Source organism: Mycetocola sp. (assembly GCF_025464835.1).
Classification (GTDB): domain Bacteria; phylum Actinomycetota; class Actinomycetes; order Actinomycetales; family Microbacteriaceae; genus Mycetocola_A.
The window spans coordinates 1-17,954 of sequence record NZ_JAODMP010000008.1 but is presented as its reverse complement, the minus strand read 5'-3'; the positions used below and the strand labels follow the sequence as shown (position 1 = coordinate 17,954).

Here is a 17,954-nt window from a genome sequence, read left to right as displayed (position 1 = left end):
GGGATCACGTGGCGGGATCCGCGCTCTAGAGTTGCTCTGTGAGCAGGTCGAGACCAGCTGGGGCGGTGATCAAGCATGGCCGCCTGCCGCGCCAGGGTGCGGTTCCAGCGGTGCTTCGCGGCCTCGCAATCATGCTGGCGGTCGTGCTCCTGAGCGGAGCATCCGTCGCCGCCTGGGTGGTCTGGGACCTGACCTCGAAGGTGAACTCCAACGCCGTCGATATCGGCCGCCCCGGCGCCAGCCCCCAGCCGGTGGTACCGGACATCGATGCCTTCGAGGGCGGATTCAACCTTCTCGTCATCGGTGCAGACAATGACCCCGAGCAGGGTGCAGCGTTCGGTGAGCGGGCGTCCACCCTCAACGACGTCAACATGCTGCTGCATGTCGCCGAGGACCACTCCTCGGCGGTTGTCGTCAGCTTCCCCCGCGACCTCATCATTCCGCAGCCGGCGTGCACCGACCCGAAAACCGGTGAGGTCCACGAAGCTCGGAGCGCCCCGCAGCTGAATACGGCTTTCGAACGCGGCGGTCTCGCCTGCGCGGTCGCCACCATCTCGGACCTCACCGGCCTCGACATCGAATACGCAGCGCAGATGTCGTTCGCTTCGGTCGTCAGCATGACGAATGCCGTCGGCGGTGTGCCGGTGTGCCTGAGCGCCCCGATCAGGGACCCGCTGTCTTCGCTTGACCTTCCGGCTGGAACCAGCGTGATCTCCGGCGACACCGCACTCGCTTTTCTTCGAACCCGGCACGGCGTCGGCGACGGCAGCGACCTCTCCCGGATCGCCAATCAACAGCAGTACATCTCTTCACTGGTGCGGAAGATCAAGAGCAACGACACGTTGACGGATGTGACCAAGCTTTATTCACTCGCACAGGTGGCAGCGAAGCACGTGAACCTGTCCACGTCGCTGGCCAACCTCACGCAAATGGTGGCCATGGCGCGCACTCTGCAGACTATCGACCTCGACAAGCTCAATCTGATCCAGTATCCGGTGATGTACGACCCGGATGATCCCAACCGCGTGATCCCGGTGCAGGCCATCGCCGATCAGCTGTTCGAACGGATCGCGGATGACCGGCCGTTCCTGCCCGATCCAAGTGCTGAGCGCACCGGCGTCGAGCAGAATCCGACTGCGCCGGCCCCAACAACACCAACGGCCCCGCCCGCGACACCTCGGCCGACACCGGGCGGGACTGCCAGCGCGACGCCGACTCCCGCTCCCACGCCGGATGTCATCGCCGGCCTCCAGGGGCAGACCGCCCTCGAAGAGACGTGCTCGGTGGCCAACTGATCGACTCAATTCGGTCGCTGGCGATTTGCCGGTTATGATTGAGCCCGTGCATCCGCCAGTCGGTCGCGCATGGAGACGTCGCATAGTTCGGCCTAGTGCACCACCCTGCTAAGGTGGAGTCCTCGTAAGGGGACCGCGGGTTCAAATCCCGCCGTCTCCGCCCTGTGATGTGTCGGGACATCGTTGAGAGATGTGTCGAGACATTCTTGAAAACCCTCTCCTTCGGGAGGGGGTTTTCGTCATTTCTTGGCTTGGTAGTTCTAGTCAGTATTGATGGTGTGCTCGGCGATGATCTCGCCGGTGCTGCGGGTGGATGCGGCAGGATTCTCAGGCAAGACCCGAGTCGGTATGGCAGACTGACGGCGTCCGTCCTGGCATCGTCGGAGTTGCCGTTGCCGCAGTCCCAACCACTGTGGAGACAACGTCCATGCCTTTGCTATCCCGTACCGACTCCCTCGTCGCCGCCTCAGCGGACGCGACCTCGGCTGGCATCGCCGACGGCATCGCCCAGTGGGCGATCCAGGTCATGGAAGCGCTCGGACCGATCGGCGCGGGCCTCATCGTCTTCCTCGAGAATGTGTTCCCGCCCATCCCCAGCGAAGTCATCCTGCCGCTGGCCGGATTCACCGCCAGCCAGGGCTCTTTCACCATCGCCGAGGCCATCATCTGGACAACGCTCGGATCCGTCGTCGGAGCCTTCGTTCTCTACGGCCTTGGCCGGTGGCTCGGCCACGATCGCACCGTCTGGCTCGCCGCCCGAATCCCGTTCGTCGACCCCGATGACATTCTCAAGACGATCGCCTGGTTCGGCCGACACGGCAAGAAAGCGGTCTTCTTCGGGCGGATGCTGCCCATCTTCCGCAGCCTCATCTCCGTTCCCGCCGGAATCGAGAAAATGAACATGGTCGTCTTCGGGCTGCTCACCGCGGCCGGCTCCCTCATCTGGAACAGCATCTTCGTGATCGCCGGGTTCCTCCTCGGCGAGAACTGGGGCGCGGTTCTGCAGTACGCCGACGTGCTCAAATACGTCGTCGTCGCTGGTGCCGCTCTGCTCGCCGGCTGGTGGCTGGTGCGCGCCGTTCTGCGGCACCGGGCACGCCGCCGTGAGCGCGAACTCGAGAGCGTGGGATAACCCGGAGCCACCTGGGCCGGCTGCGTCGTTCCACGCAGCGGAGGAGACAGCGGGCGCATCCGCAGGAACAGGCAGACGCGGCACTTCGGACCGGATCTCGCGGTGTGCCGGGGGTAGTTTTCGTCCGGACCGGGTGAGCGGGCGGCAGCAAAGCGGCCCGCGGAGCGCTGGTTTCGCGGGCCGTTCTCTCGTCGCCTGAGCTACTCCTGTCGCTCGCGCTCGCGCTGCTTCTGCTCTTTGCGGGCCTTTTCTTCCGCGAGCACGCGAAGGCCGGCGTTGCGTTCGTTGATGCGGGTGTTCTCGGTCATCACCGCGGCGTGCGTGGCGCGCTCAGCCACAAGCCAGGCCGGGGGACCCTCGAGAAGCGCCGTGATTTCTGCTGTCGTCAGGGCGGCATCCGCCATCTCGGAGCGGGCGAGACCGGATACGGAGATGCCGAGCTTGCGCGCAACCTCCTGACGTGGGTGCGGTCCGTTCTTGCGCAGTTCCACGAGCCACTCCGGCGGCGAGGCGAGGAGCTCGTTGAGCTGTTCTCGCGTCACCGGCTCGTTCTGGAACTCTTCGGGCGTTGCGGGCAGGTAGACGTTGAGCTTTTTCGCTGCCGTCTCCGGCTTCATGGTTTGGGGGGTCTTGTTGGAAGCCATACCGCAAGCGTAACCGGTGGGGCGTTGTGCAACACGCGGATGGCGGCATCCGTAATACCCTGTGAGACGACCGTTCTCGTTACCGAGCGGCATGAAGGAGGCACCATGGACGCCGAATCGACGCCTGACCGCCTCTTCACCGTGGCCTTCGTGCCCGGTGTGACGCTGGCGAAATGGTCGAAGGTATGGGCAGAACGCCGCCCGGACCTGCCGCTTGGCTTCGCCCCGACACAGGAGGAGGATCAGGTTCGGGTGCTGCACGCCGGCACGGCGGAGGTCAGCTTTGTGCGGCTGCCGATCGACGACGACGGACTGAGCGTGATCCCGCTCTACCGGGAAACCCCTGTCGTGATGCTGCCGAAGGAGCACGAGCTGTCGCAGGCGGAATCCGTCTCGGTCGCGGATCTTGCCGGGGAACACCTGCTGCAGGAGCCGGAGTCCGTGCCTGAGTGGCGCGACGTCGCCGACGAGATTCGCGAGGGGACCCGACGGTCGCTTCCGAGCATCCGCACCGGTGATGACGCCGCGGAGCTCGTCGCCGCTGGGGTGGGCATCCTGATCGTTCCGCAATCGGTGGCCCGACTGTACGCCCGTAAGGATGTTGTCGCCATCCAGGTGACGGATGTCGCTGAGTCACAGATCGCGCTCACCTGGCTCGAGGAGAACACCACTGCAGACGTCGAGGAGTTCATCGGCGTGGTCCGCGGACGGACCGCCCGCAGTTCCCGCGCGCCGCAGGAGGAGCCCGAGAAAGCGCCGGCCAAGGAGCGTAAACCGAAGCCCAAGGAGAAGGCGAAGCCGTTCACGCCTCGCCCGCACCGGGCACCGAAGAAGCTCGGCAAGGGCCGCAACCGGGGTCGAGGCCGCTCCTAGTCGTTCCTCGCGGAGCGGCGGGCGGGAATCGACCTCGGAACCGGCCGATCAGCTCCGTTTGCGCACGATGAAGCCGACTCTCGTTAGGCGACGGTCGTGCCGAAGATCAGTCCGAGCAGGTACGTGACCGCCGCGGCGCCGTAGCCGATGCCGAGTTGGCGCAGTGCACGCTTGAGCGGTGAAGCGCCCGAGAGCACCCCGACGACGGCGCCGGTCATGAGCAGCGCGATTCCGACGAGAACGGATGCCACGGCGACGGCCGCGAGGCCGCTCAGGCCGAACAGGTAAGGAAGCACGGGGATGATCGCGCCCGACGCGAAGAACAGGAAGCTGGAGACAGCAGCGCCGCGTGCCGAGCCGATCTCTTCGTGTTCGTTCTTCTGCGCGGGGATGCTCCCGGTGTTGATGTTCACGTGGGCGCAGTCGAGGCCGTTGAGAACTTCGCGGGCATGTTCAGCTGCCTGTTGCGGTGCCATGCCTCGGACACGGTAGACCAGCTGAAGCTCGTTGGCGTCCACGTCGAGCTGGGGGAGGACGCTTCGGGCGGCAGGGTCAGGGGCGGTCGACTCGAGCAGTTCGCGCTGGGACCGCACGGAGACGAACTCGCCTGCTCCCATCGATAATGCCCCGGCGAGGAGCCCGGCCATCCCGGCGGCAAGCACCACGCCGTTGCCAACACCGGTCGCGGCCATGCCCAGCACGAGGGCCAGGTTCGACACCAGTCCGTCGTTCGCGCCGAACACCGCTGCGCGGAACATGCCGGACATGCTGTTGCGCCCCCTGGCGGCGAGGCCTCGCACGATCTCTTCGTGCAGTCTCTCGTCGGCCGCCATTGCGTCGGTGGCGTCGACATCCGCTTCGTAGGGTGAGCGCGATTCGGTGCGCTGCATGAGGGCAAGAACGAAGACAGAGCCGAACCGCCTGGCCAGGAAAGCGAGGAGGCGGGTGCGGAGGGCGGTGCGCGTGGGGTCGTTGGCGTGTTCGCCGAGCAGCTGGATCCAGTGGGCCTCGTGCCGCCGTTCGGCGTCGACAAGCCCGAGCAGGATGGCACGTTCCTCACCAGTCCGGCGGCTGGCGAGCTCACCGTAGACGGATGCTTCGGCACGTTCGTCGGCGAGATACCGGCGCCAGCGTTTGATCTCGGCGGCGCTGGGTGTGCGAGTGGCGGGGGATTCGGTCACGGGGAACTCCTGCTGCGGTGGGCCGAAGATCCTCAAGAATTTTCGAGACTTCGGCCATCGTGGATATGTGGCCGAAGGTCTCGCTCGCCCGCTTCTGCGGGTGGGCTGCCGGGTCGAAAAGACCAGTGTGTCGACAGACCGCGTCGCCGTTCCTGGATTGAACCGGCGGTGGGAACTACTCCCCTTCGCTGCTTTTCATCCTATCCCAGGTCGCTCGAGCGCACTTTTCAGGCGGGCGCTGCCGCGGCGATCACGGTGTGGAGTGTTTCGCGCATCCTCGTCAGTTCGTCGACGGACATGCCCAGCTCGGAGATGATCTTCGTCGGGATGTCTTCGGCCAGCTCGCGGAGGCGGCGTCCGGCATCCGTCAGAGTGATGTCGAGGACCCGCGCGTCGACCGTGCTGCGCTCGCGGCGCACGTAGCCGGCGGCCTCGAGCCGTTTCAGGAGCGGGGAGAGCGTGGCAGGCTCGAGCTGCAGGGCGGAGCCGATCTTTTTCACCGACCGTGGGCTGTGCTGCCACAGGTCGAGCATCACGAGGTACTGGGGGTGGGTGAGGCCGAGGGGCTCAAGGACCGGGCGGTACAGCGCAAGAACGCTGCGGCTGGCCACGGCGAGCGCGAAGCAGACCTGGTTCTCGAGGGCGAGTAGGTTCGCTGCCTCACCGGTGTGCTCGGTCATGGATAGGGCCCCCTCCCCTGATTAGCCTATACACTAATTGTTATGGCACGAACTAAAAAGCCTCGACAGAGTATCGCGGATGCCGGCGGCTTCACCAACTGGTTGAACAACCGGCTCCGCCCGTACATCGGGCCACCCCCGCTCGGCCCGTACAACGAAGAGCCGCTACCTCCTGCCTCCGACTCCGCCTGCCCGCTCTGTGGTCAGGCGATGTCATTGCACACCGTCGACCGCAGCGGCGAACGCACCCAGCTGTACTGCCCCACCTCCGCCGCCTGACTCCGGCTGCCCGCCGGTTCCGGGCGTATGATCACGGCCATGGAGCATCCGACTGTTGTCGAGCCGACCGACGCGATCGTGAGCGCCGTTCGCGACATCTGTGCCGACTACCCGGAGTTCGCCGAGGTAGAGGCGTGGGGCAGGCCCACCTTCCGTGCAGGCAAGAAGCTCTTCGTCGTGATGGCATCGTCGACGGATCGCCCGCACACGATGGTCTTCAAGCCGGATCCTGACGAACGCCCTGCCCTGCTCGAGGACGACCGGTTCTTCGTGCCGCCGTACTTCGGACCGGCGGGCTGGCTGGGCATGGACCTGTCGGTGGACGGAACCGACTGGCAGTTCGTGGCCGAGCTCATCGACACCTCGTACCGGCAGATCGCCCTCAAGCGCCAGCTCACCGCGCTCGACGAGCGGCACCTGCGGTAGCGATGAGCAGCATCGACGGTGAAACGGATGCCGTCCCGGCTGCGTGCGCGACGGCATCCGTTCTGTGAGACCGCGCGCGGCCTACAGGTCGCTCGACTGTGCCCAGAGGTTGACGCCGGCGTCGCCGGCGAACTCGTCGATGCGGGCGAGTTCGTCGTCGGTGAACGACGTGTTCTCCAGCGCGGCGAGGTTCTCGTCGAGCTGTTCGATGCGGGAGACGCCGATGAGGGCGCTCGTGGCGCCGCCGGGCCGGAGCACCCAGGCCAGCGCGAGCTGGGCGAGGGTCTGGCCGCGCGACTCGGCGATGCCGTTCAGCCCGCGCAGGCGGGCGAGGTTGTCCTTCGATAGGAAGCTGTCGTTGAACGAGCCGCGAGGGGTGGCGTGCTCCGCCTCGGGGTCGTTGAGGAACTTGCCGGTGAGCAGCCCCTGCGCGAGCGGGGTGAACGCGATCGAACCCAGTCCGGTGTCCTTGAGGGTGTCGAGCAGCCCTTCTTCGACCCAGCGGTTCACCAGCGAGTACGACGGCTGGTGGATCACCAGAGGCGTGCCGAGGCTCCGCGCGATCTCGACGGCGCGCGCCGTCCGCTCGGCCGAGTACGACGAGATCCCGGCGTACAGCGCCTTGCCCTGGCGCACAGCGGTGTCGAGCGCGCCGATGGTCTCCTCGAGCGGTGTCTCAGGGTCGACCCGGTGCGAGTAGAAGATGTCGACGTAGTCGGTGCGCAGGCGCTCAAGCGACTCGTCGAGGCTGTTGAGCAGGTACTTGCGGGATCCGAAGTTGCCGTACGGCCCTGGCCAGTGCGGCCACCCGGCCTTCGTCGACACGATCAGCTCGCTGCGGTACGGCTTGAAGTCGCGCGACAGCATCCGTCCGAAGTTCTCTTCGGCGCTGCCGTTGGGCGGGCCGTAGTTGTTGGCGAGGTCGAAGTGGGTGATGCCCCGGTCGAAGGCGTGGCGCAGGATCTCGCGCTGGCCGTCGAACGGCCGGTTGTCGCCGAAGTTGTACCAGAGCCCCAGTGAGATCGGCGGGAGCAGCAGCCCGCTGTCGCCGACCCGGCGGTAGCCGAGGTGGGTGTAACGATCGGATGCCGCCTGGTACGGCGCGTGGATGTCGGGAACGGATGCGTCGAAGCGCACGTCGTCGGTCACGATGGTCTCCTCAGGAATGGGTATGTCGGTCAGCGATCGGTGGCGACGCCGATCTCCCAAAGGAAGGGCGGCGGGGTCTGGTTGATTGCCCAGTCTCCGACAATCTTGGCCTTATAGATCCACGGGTTGTGGGAGGCGACGGTTCTGGCGTTGCGCCAATGCCGGTCAAGGCCTTTCGCGCGGCTGACCGCTGAGGCCCCGAGGGTGTCGAAGACCCGGGTCACTGCCTGGGTCACGAGGGTCGACAGGACGACCTGGCCCTGCGCTGAGGCGATCTCGGCGGCGATGTTCGTGGCGTCGTCCTCGTCAGAGCCGCGGCGGCCCGACGTCTCATAGGCGCGCTCGATGGTCTCCGCAACATGTCGGACTGTGGCGTGCGCCACGAAGGACACCGACGAGATCTCACCGACGATCGCCTGGATCTGCGGGTCCTCGCGCACCAGCGACGCGGACCCGTGGCTGTACACGCGCTTCCTGTCGTGGACCTCCTGTGCCGTGTCGCGTTCGGCAGCTTTCGCGACACCGGCAAGGACGGAGAGGAGCACGAGCTGGTAGATCGCTGTCTGGTACCGAAAGCGGTCAGCGAACACGAAGACGTTCTCGTCGTCGACGGCGGCCCGGGCGAAGACGGTGGTGCCCGTGCCGGTGAGCTGCTGGCCGAAGCCGTCCCAGTCGTCGGTGATGGTGACACCGGGCTGGGAGGTGCGCACCAGTGCCGTGCCGTCGACGCCGTCGGAGCGGCGGGCTGTGACGTCGATCCAGTCGGCGTAGATGCTTCCGGTCGTGTAGAACTTGCGACCGTTGAGCGTCCAGCCATCCGCGTCCCGGTCGAGCGTCGTCGATGAGGTACCGATGGCGCCCTGCCCGACTTCGCTCCAGGCGTTGCCGACGAACTCGCCCGCAGCGAAACGGCGTAGCCAGCGGTCGCGCTCGCTGCCAGGAGGTGAGGTGAGGCGGTCTTCGACGAACGCGATGTGTCCCCGGAAGATCTGCGGCAGGTTCGAGTCGGCCGCGGCGAGTTCGACCAGCACCTCGGCCAGCTCAGGAATGGTGAGGCCGGCCCCGCCGTCTTCCACAGGCACGCGCAGTCCGGCGAACCCGGCGTCCACGAGTCGGCGGACCTCAGCATGGGGCAGGGTATGCTCCTGCTCGCGCTGCACAGTGCCGGCAGCGATGTCATCAAAGATCGGCCTCAGCCGCTCGAGGACGGCGTCGAGCCGGGAGGTGGTCTGTGTTTCTGTCGTCGTTGGCATCCGGGATCTCCTAGGTGTAGAGCGAGATCGGCTGGAACTCTCCATTGAGGAAGTGAGCACCGACCTCGAGCTTTTTGTAATCGACCGGGTCGTGAAGCGAGTGGGTGCGGATGTTGCGCCAGAACAGGTCGAGCCCAACGCTCGACTTCGCCGAACTGGAGCCGGTCACCTCGAAAACCCGGTTCGAGACCTCGATGCCGACCTCTGTCGACACGATCTTGACCTTCGCGATGTCGACTTCGATCGCCCCGCGGGTCTCGAATGCCACAGCATCGCCGAGCTCGACGACCGAGTCGAACCGGCGCCCCACCTTGTCGGCGAGTGCTTCGACTGCTTCGACGCGGGCCACGAACTCACCGAACACCCGCAGAACGAAGGGGTCGTTGCGGTAGCGGTCGGCCGAGGAGAGGAACCAGGCGTTCTTGCGTGCACGGGTGAGGTCCCGCGCCTGCTCGAGAGCGCCCTGGGCGATGCCGAGGTACAGGTTCGCGAACGCGAGCTGGATGCCGGGGGTGATGAGGTTCGCGAACGGCTCCTCGGTGAGTACACCGAGGAGGTCCGCCTCGGTGACGCGAACGTCGGTGTAGCGAACCGAGCCGCTCGCCGAGAGCCGCTGGCCGAGCGCGTCCCAGTCGCCGAGCGGCTCGACGCCGTCGGCTCCGGCGTCGATGACGAAGAGCACGAGCTGGCCGTCGCGGTCCCCGCCGGTCACCGCCGCAGAGATGAGGATCCGGTCGCCGACGGAGGCGCCCGTCGAGAAGTGTTTCACGCCGTTGAGTCGCCAGCCGCCGGCATCCGGGGTCAGCTGGAGGTCCGGGTCGACAGGGTTGACGCTGTCGCCCCAGAACCATTGACCGTCGATCGTCGCGCGGTACCACTCGGCCTGCTTTTCACGCGGGAGGAGGAAGCCGATGTTGCTCTTGTTGATGTAGGAGTAGGCCAGGACCTGGGCGACGGATGCGTCGACGCGGGCCAGCGTGCGGATCACGAGGAACGCGGTCTCCCAGTGGGCTCCGCCCCCGCCGAGCTCTGCCGGGTCGAGCAGGTTGACCAGGCCAGAATCGCGGAGGAGCTGCAGTTCGCGGCGGGGATCCTCGTTGGCGCGGTCGCGCTCCAGCACGTCGACCGCGAGTTCACGGGCGACGCCCTCGGCGATGGCCTGCCAGCGATCGAGTTCGGTCTGGTCGGCGGCGCCCGACCAGTGAGTGCGGGGCGGAGTGGTTGATGTTGCGTCTGCCATCATTCTGTCCTTCGGTCTCGTCGCCGGTTTTCAGGCGTTCTGGAGCGTGTCGTCGAAGCGCGATGGCGCTGTGTGATCTGCGGCCGATTCGAGGGCGGCGTATGCGCCCCGGTACTGGTGCGCAGGGTGGTAGTCGGGAACGAACGGCGACGTCGAGCCGTTGAGACGCTCGCGCAGCGTGCCCTCCGGGTAGTCGTCCCAGACCCGGCCGCGCTTCTGCAGCTCGGGGACGACGAACTCGACGACGTCCTCGAAGGTCCCGGGCGTGATCACGTAGGCGAGGTTGAAGCCGTCGATGCCGCCGACGTCGATCCACCGTTCGAGTTCGTCGGCGACGGTGGTCGGTGAGCCGACGATGACGGCGCCGATCCCTCCGATGCCGACGTGCTCGGCGATGTCGCGGATGGTCCAGTCCCGGTCGGGATCGGCCGTGGTGAACAGACCGAGCGCCGAGCGACCGGCATCCGTCTCGATGTACTTGAGCGGCTCGTCCGGGTCGTACTCGGACAGGTCGATCCCCGTCCACCCGGCGAAGAGGGTGAGGGCACCCTCGAGGCTCACGAACTTCTGGTATTCGCTGTACTTCGCCTGCGCTTCCTCGTCGGTCTCCGCAGTGATGACCGTCGCGAGGGTGAGGATCTTCACCGATTCGCGTGGACGCCCGAGCGCGTCAGCCCGGTCACGGATGTCGTCAGTCGCGGTGCGGGTCAGCTCAGGGGTGAGCCCGTTGATGAAAACCGCTTCGCCGTGCTTGGCCGCGAAGTCCCGGCCCTTGGGCGAGGCGCCCGCCTGGAAGATGACGGGGGTGCGCTGGGGTGATGGTTCAGACAGGTGGATGCCAGGAACATCGAAATACTTCCCGTGGTGGTTTATCGGGTGGACCTTCGCCGGGTTGGAGAAGACGCCGGTCTCGCGGTTGCGTTCAACGGCGCCGTCTTCCCACGACCCCTCCCAGAGTTTGTAGGTGACGTCGAGGAACTCGTCGGCGAGGTTGTACCGCTCGTCGTGCGGGATCTGCTTCGTCAGCCCGAGGTTCTTCGCCGCGCTGTTGAGGTACGAGGTGACGACGTTCCAGCCGATCCGCCCCTGCGTGAAGTGGTCGAGGGTCGAGAATTTGCGGGCCAGCGCGTACGGCTGTTCGTAGGTCAGCGCCACCGTCACACCGAAGCCCAGCTTCGAGGTGACCGCTGCCATCGCGGGAATCTGGAACAGCGGGTCGCCGACCGGCACCTGCGCGGCATCCGTCAGTGCCGGTGCAGCGGAGTGCCGGTACACGTCGTACAGGCCCACCACGTCGGCGAGGAAGATGGCGTCGAACTTTCCCCGCTCGAGGATCTGGGCGAGGTCCGTCCAGTAGGCGAGGTCGTTGTACCGGTCGGCGGAGTTGTCCGGGTGGCGCCAGAGTCCTGGGGCCTGGTGGGTGACACAGCTCATGTCGAAGGCGTTGAGAATGATGCGAGAAGGCATTGGACCGTCCGATGGATGCGTAGCGACGCGAACGGATGCCTGGGTCCCGTTCGCCGGACTTCGAAAGCTACCAGCGGTGCCTCCGGCGATGTGGGGAGGCGAAACCTAAGGAAATGTTCCGGTCCGGGAACGTGAGCTTCATGACGAAACGTGTCGAAGTCTTACGTCACACCCGCCGGGCGGGGCGGGGGCGTCCGTATCTTCAATTGCACCCATCCCCTTCAGGAGTTCGACATGTCATTCTCGCCTCGCCGGAACAGCCGGCCGCGCACGATTTTCACAGCCGCCGGCCTCGCGGCATCCGTCTCCCTCGTCCTTGCCGGCTGCTCGGCGCCCGCAGAGGACAGCGCCGCCGCTGACGGCGACTTCACCGGTGAGGAGCTCACCGTCCTGCTGATCTCCTCCCACGAGGGAGCGTCCGAGTGGCTGTCGACCGAGTTCGAGAAGGAGACCGGCGCCAGGATCAACCCGGTCATCGTGCCGTACGACGAGATCGGCTCAAAGCTTGCGCTCGACCAGCAGTCCGGCGCGAACACCATCGACGTCGCGGCGCCGTGGTACGTCTCGCTTGGCGACCTCGCCGCCGACGGCGCCATCCAGGACCTCACCGAGTGGGTCGAATCCGACGACGCGCTCGACACCGACGACTTCATCCCCTCGATCTACGAGCCGTACAGCGAGGTCGACGGCAAGCGGTACGGCGTCCCCTTCGACGGCGACACGCACGTGCTGTTCTACAACAAGGAGATCCTCGAGCGGAACGGCTTCACCGAACCGCCGGCGACCTGGGACGAGTACCTCGAACAGGCGAAGACGATCACCGAGAACGAGAAGGCCGACGGTGTCTACGGCGCCGCGATCTTCGGCCAGAAGTCGCCGTTGATCCTCGGCGCCAGCTTCGCCAACCGCCTCGCCGGCTTCGGCGGGGAGTTCCTCGACGACGACGGCAAGCCGGCCATCAACTCGGCCGAAGCAGTCGCCGCGGCACAGTCCCTCGTCGACATCAACGACTACGCACTGCCGACCCCGGCCGAAACCGACTTCGGTGCTGGCAACAGCGCCTGGTTCGCCGGCAAAGTCGGGTTCATCGAGAACTGGACCGACCTCGGGGTGCGGTCGCAGGACCCGGAGAGCGGTTCGGAGGTCGTCGACAAGTGGGGCGTCTCGTTCCTGCCGACCGGCGGAGACAACACCGAGAGCCGCGCATCGCTCGTGGCCGGCTTCAGCTGGGTCATCGCCGCGAACACCGAGAAGACCGAACTCGCGAAGGCATTCGTCGAGTGGGCCGCGTCCTCCGACGTGAACGAGGCGCTGCTCACCGCGACACCTCCCACCGGCATCGACCCGAACCGGATCTCGTCGCTCGAGAGCGACAGCTACGGCACCGAGTACCCCGAACTGCAGGAAGCGAACCGGGCGACACTCGAAGGTGCGCTCGCCTGGCCGACCGGCGAACACGCGACCGAGCTTGCCCAGATCCTCACCGACGAACTCGCCAAGCTTCTCGCGGGCGAAGGCGGAACGGCACAGGAGACCCTGGACGGCGTGCAGGCTGAATGGGAAAAGATCCTTGGCTCTTAGCACCAGCCAGAAACCGGATACCCGGCGACGTTCCTTGACGTCGCCGGGTTCCGGCGTTCCCGCGGCACGCGCACGCTGGCGCGGCCGAGACGCCACGGCCCACCGGCTCTTCATCTCGCCGAGCGTGCTGTCGCTCATCGTGCTCGGGTTTTACCCCCTGATCTTCATCGTGCTGACCGCGCTGTCGGAATCGAGCCTGGGCCGGCCGTTCCAGGAATGGGTCGGCACGGCGAACCTCGAGGCCGCGCTCGGCGACGACGATGTCGTTGCGTCGCTGCTGCGCAACACCATCTACGCAATCTTCGTGTCCGCAGCGAGCGCCGTGCTCGGGGTTGCCACGGCGCTGGCGTTGTTCCGCAGCGCCCGGTCAGGCGCGGTGGTACGCACCCTGCTCCTGCTGCCGATGATCACTCCGCCGGTCGTCGTCGGCATCCTCTGGAAACTGATCTTCAATCCCTCCGGCGGGCTGTTCAACACGGTGCTCAGCTTCTTCGGGTACTCCGGCGACCCGGTGTCCGTCCTGGCGTCACCGACGTTTGCGTTCCTTGGCATCGCCGTGGCCGACGTCTGGGAGTGGACGCCGCTCATCGCCCTGCTCGTGTTCGCGGCGCTCCTGGGACAGGACCCCGAACTGACGGAGGCCGCAGCGCTCGACGGGGCCGGCGGCATCCGGCTTTTCGCTCAGATCACCCTTCCGGCCATCGCGGGAACCATCGCTGCGGCGTTTCTCATCCGGATCGTCCTGGCCTTCAAGGTCTTCGATCTCGTCTACATCATGACGGCAGGCGGCCCAGGGCAGTCCACGACTGTTCCCGCCTACCTGATCTACCAGGCGGCACTGCAGCAGTTCGATCTCGGCCGGGCGGGCACCATCACCCTGCTCCTCGCCGTCGTCGTCACCGTGGTGACGCTGCCGGTCGTGGCGATCACGAGGAGGCTTCACCATGATTAAGCGTTCGAGCCGGCTCGCCACCGTCACCGTCGGCGTCGCATTGCTGTTCACGCTGCTTCCGCTCGCCTACCTGCTCTCGGTGTCCCTGATGAAGCAGGGCGAGATCTCGGCGGGGATTGTCTGGCCGTCGAATCCGGAGTGGGGCAACTGGGTGGATGCCGCCGCGTCGCGACTGCCGCGCGGCATCCTCAACTCGGTGATCACCTCGCTTGGCGGTGCCGTGCTCACCCTCGTCATCGCCCTGCCCGCTGCCTGGGCGATGGTGCGCTACCGCACCGGCGGACGGACGCTGGCTGCGACGATCCTCAGCCCGTGGCTGTTGCCGCCGATCGTCGCCGTCGTGCCGCTCTTCACGCTCCTCCGCGTGCTTGGGCTCAACAACACCCTCGCCGGGCTCACGATCGTGTACGCGCTCGCCAACACGGCCGTCGCGGTCTGGCTGCTCGAGGGCTTCGTTCGCAAGCTCCCGGTCGAGCTCGACGAGGCAGCCCAGCTCGACGGCGCCGGAGCCTTCCGGGTGCTCGGGAGCATCGTCGTGCCGCTGCTCACGCCCGGGCTGGTGGCCGTCGGTGTGATCGTGGCGGTGCTGAACTACAACGAGTTCGTTCTCGCGACATTCCTCACCCAGGGGCCGGAAGCGCAAACAGTGCCTGTGGTGCTCTCCCTCATGCTCGGGGAGCGTCTCCAGGACTTCGGGAAGATCGCCGCGGCATCCCTCATCGGCGTGATCCCGGTTTTCGCCGCTGCGGTGTTCCTGCAGCGCTGGCTCGTGGCCGGACTCGTCAGCGGCAGCGTGAAGTAGCTCACCTCCGGGCGTGCGGCCGGCGCCTGTCAGGTCGTCGAATCGGCGGTCCCGACGTCGGCCGCTTCGTTGAGGCGATCGACCTGGGCCGCGAAGCTCTCCAGCTCCTCCGCCGACCACGACGAAAGCAATCCGTGCAGAATCGTGCGGTTCGTCGGGTTGACCGAGCGCATCCGACGTGTGCCTTCGTCGGTGAGGACGAGGATGCGCGCCCGGCCGTCGTCCGGATCGGTACGGGTCTCGACCAGACCGAGTTCCTCGAGCTGTCGAACCTGCCGGCTCACGACGCTGCGGTCGACGACGAGCATATCGGCCGCCACGCTGGCCTGCACGGAGCCGCAGCGTTGGATTGTCCGGAGCAGCCGGTAGCTGATGGGCTGGAGCGACGGGTCAACCGCTGTTGCCGCGTTCCGGACGATCAGATGCAGCTTGCGCGACAGGGTACTGATCGAATCTTCGACGGTCAGGATCGCTGATGCGTGCCGGTCGTCGGATGCCGCCCCGTGCGTCTGGTGGGCGCTCAACGGTCGCCGCCTCGGGCCTGGTCGGCGCTCTCCCGCGAGCTCACGGTTTGCGCCGACTCCGTGGGGTGGGCGAGTCCCACTGCGGGCAGCGCGACGCTGGCGGTGGAGACGTCGATGAGCATGTCGCTGGCGTCGTCGCGTTCGCGCGCCTTGTCGGCGGCGGTTGAGCGCCCACCCGTCTGCGTCTTCAGCTGCACGGCATTGAGGGTCCCAAGCGGCACGTTCGGGAGGAAGACGACAGCGATGAGTGTCACGACCGCCAGCGGGACGGCGCAGAGGAAGACGAATCCGACGCCGCTTCCGTAGGCACTTTCGACGACGGTCTTGAGCACGGTGGGCAATTCGGAGATCTGCGGAATCGTTCCGCTCCCGAGATAGGTTCCGGCAAGAACCTGGTCGGCCGGCTTGAGGGCGGCAATGTTCTCCTTGATGCTCTGCGCGACGACAGTGCCCAGGATGGAGCCGAGTACGGAGACGCCGATGGTGCCGCCAAGGCTGCGGAAGAAGGTGATCGCGCTGGTCGCGACACCGAGGTTGCGTACCTCGATGGAGTTCTGAACGACGAGAACCAGGTTCTGCATGAGCATGCCGATTCCGGCACCGAGCACTGCCATGTAGACGCCGACGAGGATGAGGTTCGTGTCGTAGTGCAGCGTGCCGAGCAGGATCGAGCCGACGACGGTCAGCACCGACCCGGACACCATGATCGCCTTCCACTTGCCACGACGGCTGATCAGGCCGCCGAACACCGTCGACGAAATCAGAAGGCCGGCCATCATCGGGATGGTGAGCAGGCCGGATTCCGTCGGCGTGGCGCCGCGGGCGAGCTGCATGTACTGAGCGAGGAACACCGACGTGCCGAACATCGAAACGCCGACCGAGATGCTCGCGATGACGGAGAGGGTGAAGGTGCGGTTGCGGAACATCCCGAGCGGAATGATCGGCTCGGGCGACTTGAGTTCGACGATCACGGCGGCGGCGAGCAGAACGACCGACCCGACGACCATCACGAGGGTGGGCACCGATGCCCACTCGAACTGGTGGCCGGCCAGCGAGACCCAGATCAGGAGGAGTGAGACGCCGGCGGCGATCAGGACGGCGCCGAGGTAATCGATGCGGACGGTGCGCTTCGGGTGCCTGGGCAGGTGCAACGTCGACTGGAGCAGGAGAATCGCGACGATCGCTATCGGTAACGCGATGAAGAAGTTCCAGCGCCAGCCGAAGGCATCCGTCACCAGTCCGCCGAGAAGCGGCCCGCCGACGGTGCCGACCGCCATGACGGCGCCGAAGAGTCCGGCGTACTTGCCGCGGTCACGCGGGCTGATGATGTCGGCCATGATGATCTGGCTGAGGGCGGCCAGCCCGCCGCCACCGAGCCCCTGGAAGACGCGGAAGAGAATGAGGGTGTTGGTGTCCTGCGAGAACCCCGCGGCTGCGGATCCGACGACGAAGAGCCCGAGGGCGAGCTGGATCAGCAGTTTGCGGTCGAAGAGGTCGGCGAACTTTCCCCACAGCGGGGTCGACACCGTCGTCGCCAGAAGAGTGGAGGTCACGACCCAGGTGTACGCGGACTGGTCTCCGTCGAGTTCCGAGATGATCACGGGCAGGGATGTTGCGACTACCGTTCCGGCGAGGATCGACACGAACATCCCAAGCAGCAGGCCGGACAGCGCTTCCAGGACTTGGCGTTGGGTCATGGTTCCATCGGCGGATGCCGTGCGTTTGGTCTTCGTCGAGATAGCGCGGCGTGCGGTTCGAGGCATTCGGCTCCGGGGGTTCGGTCATTGACAAATATCAACTATACCCTCGTGTCGGTGGTGGACGACCGCCGGGGCGGGGCTTGGACCGCTTGCGTCGATTGGCGCCTCGACGTGTCGTCATGTAGTCTCTAATACGGCCTGGGAGCGACTCTCGTTCTGTTAGGCCAAGCCCATGCGCCCGTAGCTCAACGGATAGAGCATCTGACTACGGATCAGAAGGTTGGGGGTTCGAATCCCTTCGGGCGCACGGTATGCCCCGGAAAGACGCCAGTTCTGGCTGTCTCTCCGGGGTTTTTTCGTTGGCGCCCCATGTCATCCCCGTCGTTAAGTCCGAGCTTGCTCTACCGCTTAGCGGGGAAGGGCAGTGACATGCTCTCCCAGGAGCAAGCAAAGGCTGCGGAGTAAGCGGTGCGGGTGACGTCAAGAACCTCGCGGACCATCAGATGGGTTCTTGGCCGATCTATTGGCGTGGAGACAAGGCGTCGCCGAACGCCTTTGCGGGTAGGGCTCGGAGCCCGACGATGCTTCATTCACACTGAGAGTGCCCCGCGCCCTGCGAGCGCGATGTTCCTCACTCGCCGACGCAGATGCTGACGCCGACAGCTCGGGCGCATACGTATTGACTGCGCGCCTCCGAGCGGCCTGCACGAGATCAGGCCTTTGGCGGACCGACGATCCCGGTAAGCCGCGCGAGCTCGTGGCGCCACGCGACCTGC

The 17,954-nt window shown here is 66.2% G+C and carries 17 protein-coding genes and 2 tRNA genes; 10 read left to right on the top strand and 9 right to left on the bottom strand.

Annotated features, from left to right (window positions below; genetic code table 11):
* Positions 1–38 precede the first annotated feature (38 nt).
* The 3 genes from JWP90_RS01105 to JWP90_RS01095 all read left to right on the top strand — a co-directional run bounded on the left by JWP90_RS01105 (position 39) and on the right by JWP90_RS01095 (position 2,427).
* Positions 39–1,295 (top strand): LCP family protein, encoded by a 1,257-nt coding sequence (locus JWP90_RS01105; RefSeq protein WP_297358697.1) that lies wholly within the window; start codon positions 39–41, stop codon positions 1,293–1,295.
* A 71-nt stretch (positions 1,296–1,366) separates the two neighbouring features.
* A tRNA-Ser gene (locus JWP90_RS01100) sits at positions 1,367–1,455 on the top strand.
* A 267-nt stretch (positions 1,456–1,722) separates the two neighbouring features.
* On the top strand, positions 1,723–2,427 hold the full coding sequence (locus JWP90_RS01095) for a DedA family protein (protein ID WP_297358695.1): 705 nt from the start codon (positions 1,723–1,725) through the stop codon (positions 2,425–2,427).
* 200 nt (positions 2,428–2,627) lie between these two features.
* Here the strand turns inward: JWP90_RS01095 and JWP90_RS01090 are convergent, their stop codons facing one another.
* The gene (locus JWP90_RS01090; protein ID WP_297358693.1) at positions 2,628–3,071 is read right to left on the bottom strand and encodes a DUF5997 family protein; all 444 of its coding nucleotides are present in this window, start codon (positions 3,069–3,071) and stop codon (positions 2,628–2,630) included.
* A gap of 105 nt (positions 3,072–3,176) precedes the next feature.
* Here JWP90_RS01090 and JWP90_RS01085 point away from each other — a divergent pair, with 105 nt between their 5' ends.
* Positions 3,177–3,944, top strand: coding sequence for a LysR family substrate-binding domain-containing protein (locus JWP90_RS01085; RefSeq protein WP_297358691.1), 768 nt, complete (start codon positions 3,177–3,179; stop codon positions 3,942–3,944).
* Between the two features lie 83 nt (positions 3,945–4,027).
* On the opposite strand, the gene JWP90_RS01080 is transcribed toward JWP90_RS01085, so the two are convergent.
* Together JWP90_RS01080 and JWP90_RS01075 are read right to left on the bottom strand one after the other, a co-directional pair.
* Positions 4,028–5,125 carry a VIT1/CCC1 transporter family protein gene (locus JWP90_RS01080; RefSeq protein ID WP_297358689.1) on the bottom strand — a complete coding sequence of 366 codons (1,098 nt, stop codon included), beginning with the start codon at positions 5,123–5,125 and terminating at the stop codon, positions 4,028–4,030.
* Positions 5,126–5,352: 227 nt separating this feature from the next.
* Entirely contained in the window at positions 5,353–5,805 is a 453-nt protein-coding gene (locus JWP90_RS01075; protein WP_297358687.1) for a MarR family winged helix-turn-helix transcriptional regulator, read from the bottom strand.
* Positions 5,806–5,847: 42 nt separating this feature from the next.
* Between JWP90_RS01075 and JWP90_RS01070 the strand changes: the two genes are divergently transcribed.
* Positions 5,848–6,084, top strand: a complete 237-nt coding sequence (locus tag JWP90_RS01070; RefSeq protein ID WP_297358685.1) for a hypothetical protein — start codon at positions 5,848–5,850, stop codon at positions 6,082–6,084.
* Between the two features lie 39 nt (positions 6,085–6,123).
* Positions 6,124–6,510: an MmcQ/YjbR family DNA-binding protein gene (locus JWP90_RS01065; protein WP_297358683.1), complete on the top strand. Its 387-nt coding sequence runs from the start codon at positions 6,124–6,126 to the stop codon at positions 6,508–6,510.
* Between the two features lie 81 nt (positions 6,511–6,591).
* Here JWP90_RS01065 and mgrA read toward each other — a convergent pair whose 3' ends face one another.
* The 4 genes from mgrA to JWP90_RS01045 are packed head-to-tail and all read right to left on the bottom strand — an operon-like array spanning position 6,592 to position 11,619.
* Entirely contained in the window at positions 6,592–7,659 is a 1,068-nt protein-coding gene (gene mgrA / locus JWP90_RS01060; RefSeq protein ID WP_297358681.1) for an L-glyceraldehyde 3-phosphate reductase, read from the bottom strand.
* 29 nt (positions 7,660–7,688) lie between these two features.
* Positions 7,689–8,912, bottom strand: coding sequence for an acyl-CoA dehydrogenase family protein (locus JWP90_RS01055; RefSeq protein WP_297358679.1), 1,224 nt, complete (start codon positions 8,910–8,912; stop codon positions 7,689–7,691).
* A gap of 10 nt (positions 8,913–8,922) precedes the next feature.
* Entirely contained in the window at positions 8,923–10,152 is a 1,230-nt protein-coding gene (locus tag JWP90_RS01050) for an acyl-CoA dehydrogenase family protein (protein WP_297358677.1), read from the bottom strand.
* A gap of 30 nt (positions 10,153–10,182) precedes the next feature.
* The gene (locus JWP90_RS01045) at positions 10,183–11,619 is read right to left on the bottom strand and encodes an LLM class flavin-dependent oxidoreductase (RefSeq protein WP_297358675.1); all 1,437 of its coding nucleotides are present in this window, start codon (positions 11,617–11,619) and stop codon (positions 10,183–10,185) included.
* 234 nt (positions 11,620–11,853) lie between these two features.
* On the opposite strand from JWP90_RS01045, the gene JWP90_RS01040 reads away from it, so the two are divergent.
* From JWP90_RS01040 to JWP90_RS01030, 3 genes are read left to right on the top strand one after another with little or no spacing between them, the layout of a single operon-like run.
* Complete coding sequence (locus JWP90_RS01040) at positions 11,854–13,200, top strand: sugar ABC transporter substrate-binding protein (RefSeq protein WP_297358673.1); 1,347 nt, start codon at positions 11,854–11,856, stop codon at positions 13,198–13,200.
* Positions 13,190–14,152: a carbohydrate ABC transporter permease gene (locus JWP90_RS01035; protein WP_297358671.1), complete on the top strand. Its 963-nt coding sequence runs from the start codon at positions 13,190–13,192 to the stop codon at positions 14,150–14,152. The genes JWP90_RS01040 and JWP90_RS01035 overlap by 11 nt, the downstream gene beginning before the upstream one ends.
* Positions 14,145–14,954, top strand: a complete 810-nt coding sequence (locus JWP90_RS01030) for a carbohydrate ABC transporter permease (protein ID WP_297358669.1) — start codon at positions 14,145–14,147, stop codon at positions 14,952–14,954. The genes JWP90_RS01035 and JWP90_RS01030 overlap by 8 nt, the downstream gene beginning before the upstream one ends.
* Positions 14,955–14,983: 29 nt before the next feature.
* Here the strand turns inward: JWP90_RS01030 and JWP90_RS01025 are convergent, their stop codons facing one another.
* Both JWP90_RS01025 and JWP90_RS01020 read right to left on the bottom strand, forming a co-directional pair.
* A complete protein-coding gene (locus JWP90_RS01025; RefSeq protein WP_297358667.1) occupies positions 14,984–15,478 on the bottom strand; it encodes a MarR family winged helix-turn-helix transcriptional regulator in 495 nt (164 codons plus the stop codon).
* On the bottom strand, positions 15,475–17,175 hold the full coding sequence (locus JWP90_RS01020; RefSeq protein WP_297358837.1) for an MDR family MFS transporter: 1,701 nt from the start codon (positions 17,173–17,175) through the stop codon (positions 15,475–15,477). The genes JWP90_RS01025 and JWP90_RS01020 overlap by 4 nt, the downstream gene beginning before the upstream one ends.
* 237 nt (positions 17,176–17,412) lie before the next feature.
* Here JWP90_RS01020 and JWP90_RS01015 point away from each other — a divergent pair.
* Positions 17,413–17,485: transfer RNA gene (locus JWP90_RS01015), tRNA-Arg, on the top strand.
* Positions 17,486–17,954 lie beyond the last annotated feature (469 nt).

What these genes read in the sequence shown, in the direction of transcription:
- JWP90_RS01095 (WP_297358695.1), top strand. Translation starts at nt 1,723, where the DNA reads ATGCCTTTGCTATCCCGTACCGACTCCCTCGTCGCCGCCTCAGCGGAC.
- JWP90_RS01090 (WP_297358693.1), bottom strand. Translation starts at nt 3,071, where the DNA reads ATGGCTTCCAACAAGACCCCCCAAACCATGAAGCCGGAGACGGCAGCG.
- JWP90_RS01085 (WP_297358691.1), top strand. Translation starts at nt 3,177, where the DNA reads ATGGACGCCGAATCGACGCCTGACCGCCTCTTCACCGTGGCCTTCGTG.
- JWP90_RS01075 (WP_297358687.1), bottom strand. Translation starts at nt 5,805, where the DNA reads ATGACCGAGCACACCGGTGAGGCAGCGAACCTACTCGCCCTCGAGAAC.
- JWP90_RS01070 (WP_297358685.1), top strand. Translation starts at nt 5,848, where the DNA reads ATGGCACGAACTAAAAAGCCTCGACAGAGTATCGCGGATGCCGGCGGC.
- JWP90_RS01065 (WP_297358683.1), top strand. Translation starts at nt 6,124, where the DNA reads ATGGAGCATCCGACTGTTGTCGAGCCGACCGACGCGATCGTGAGCGCC.
- JWP90_RS01055 (WP_297358679.1), bottom strand. Translation starts at nt 8,912, where the DNA reads ATGCCAACGACGACAGAAACACAGACCACCTCCCGGCTCGACGCCGTC.
- JWP90_RS01050 (WP_297358677.1), bottom strand. Translation starts at nt 10,152, where the DNA reads ATGGCAGACGCAACATCAACCACTCCGCCCCGCACTCACTGGTCGGGC.
- JWP90_RS01045 (WP_297358675.1), bottom strand. Translation starts at nt 11,619, where the DNA reads ATGCCTTCTCGCATCATTCTCAACGCCTTCGACATGAGCTGTGTCACC.
- JWP90_RS01040 (WP_297358673.1), top strand. Translation starts at nt 11,854, where the DNA reads ATGTCATTCTCGCCTCGCCGGAACAGCCGGCCGCGCACGATTTTCACA.
- JWP90_RS01030 (WP_297358669.1), top strand. Translation starts at nt 14,145, where the DNA reads ATGATTAAGCGTTCGAGCCGGCTCGCCACCGTCACCGTCGGCGTCGCA.
- JWP90_RS01020 (WP_297358837.1), bottom strand. Translation starts at nt 17,175, where the DNA reads ATGACCCAACGCCAAGTCCTGGAAGCGCTGTCCGGCCTGCTGCTTGGG.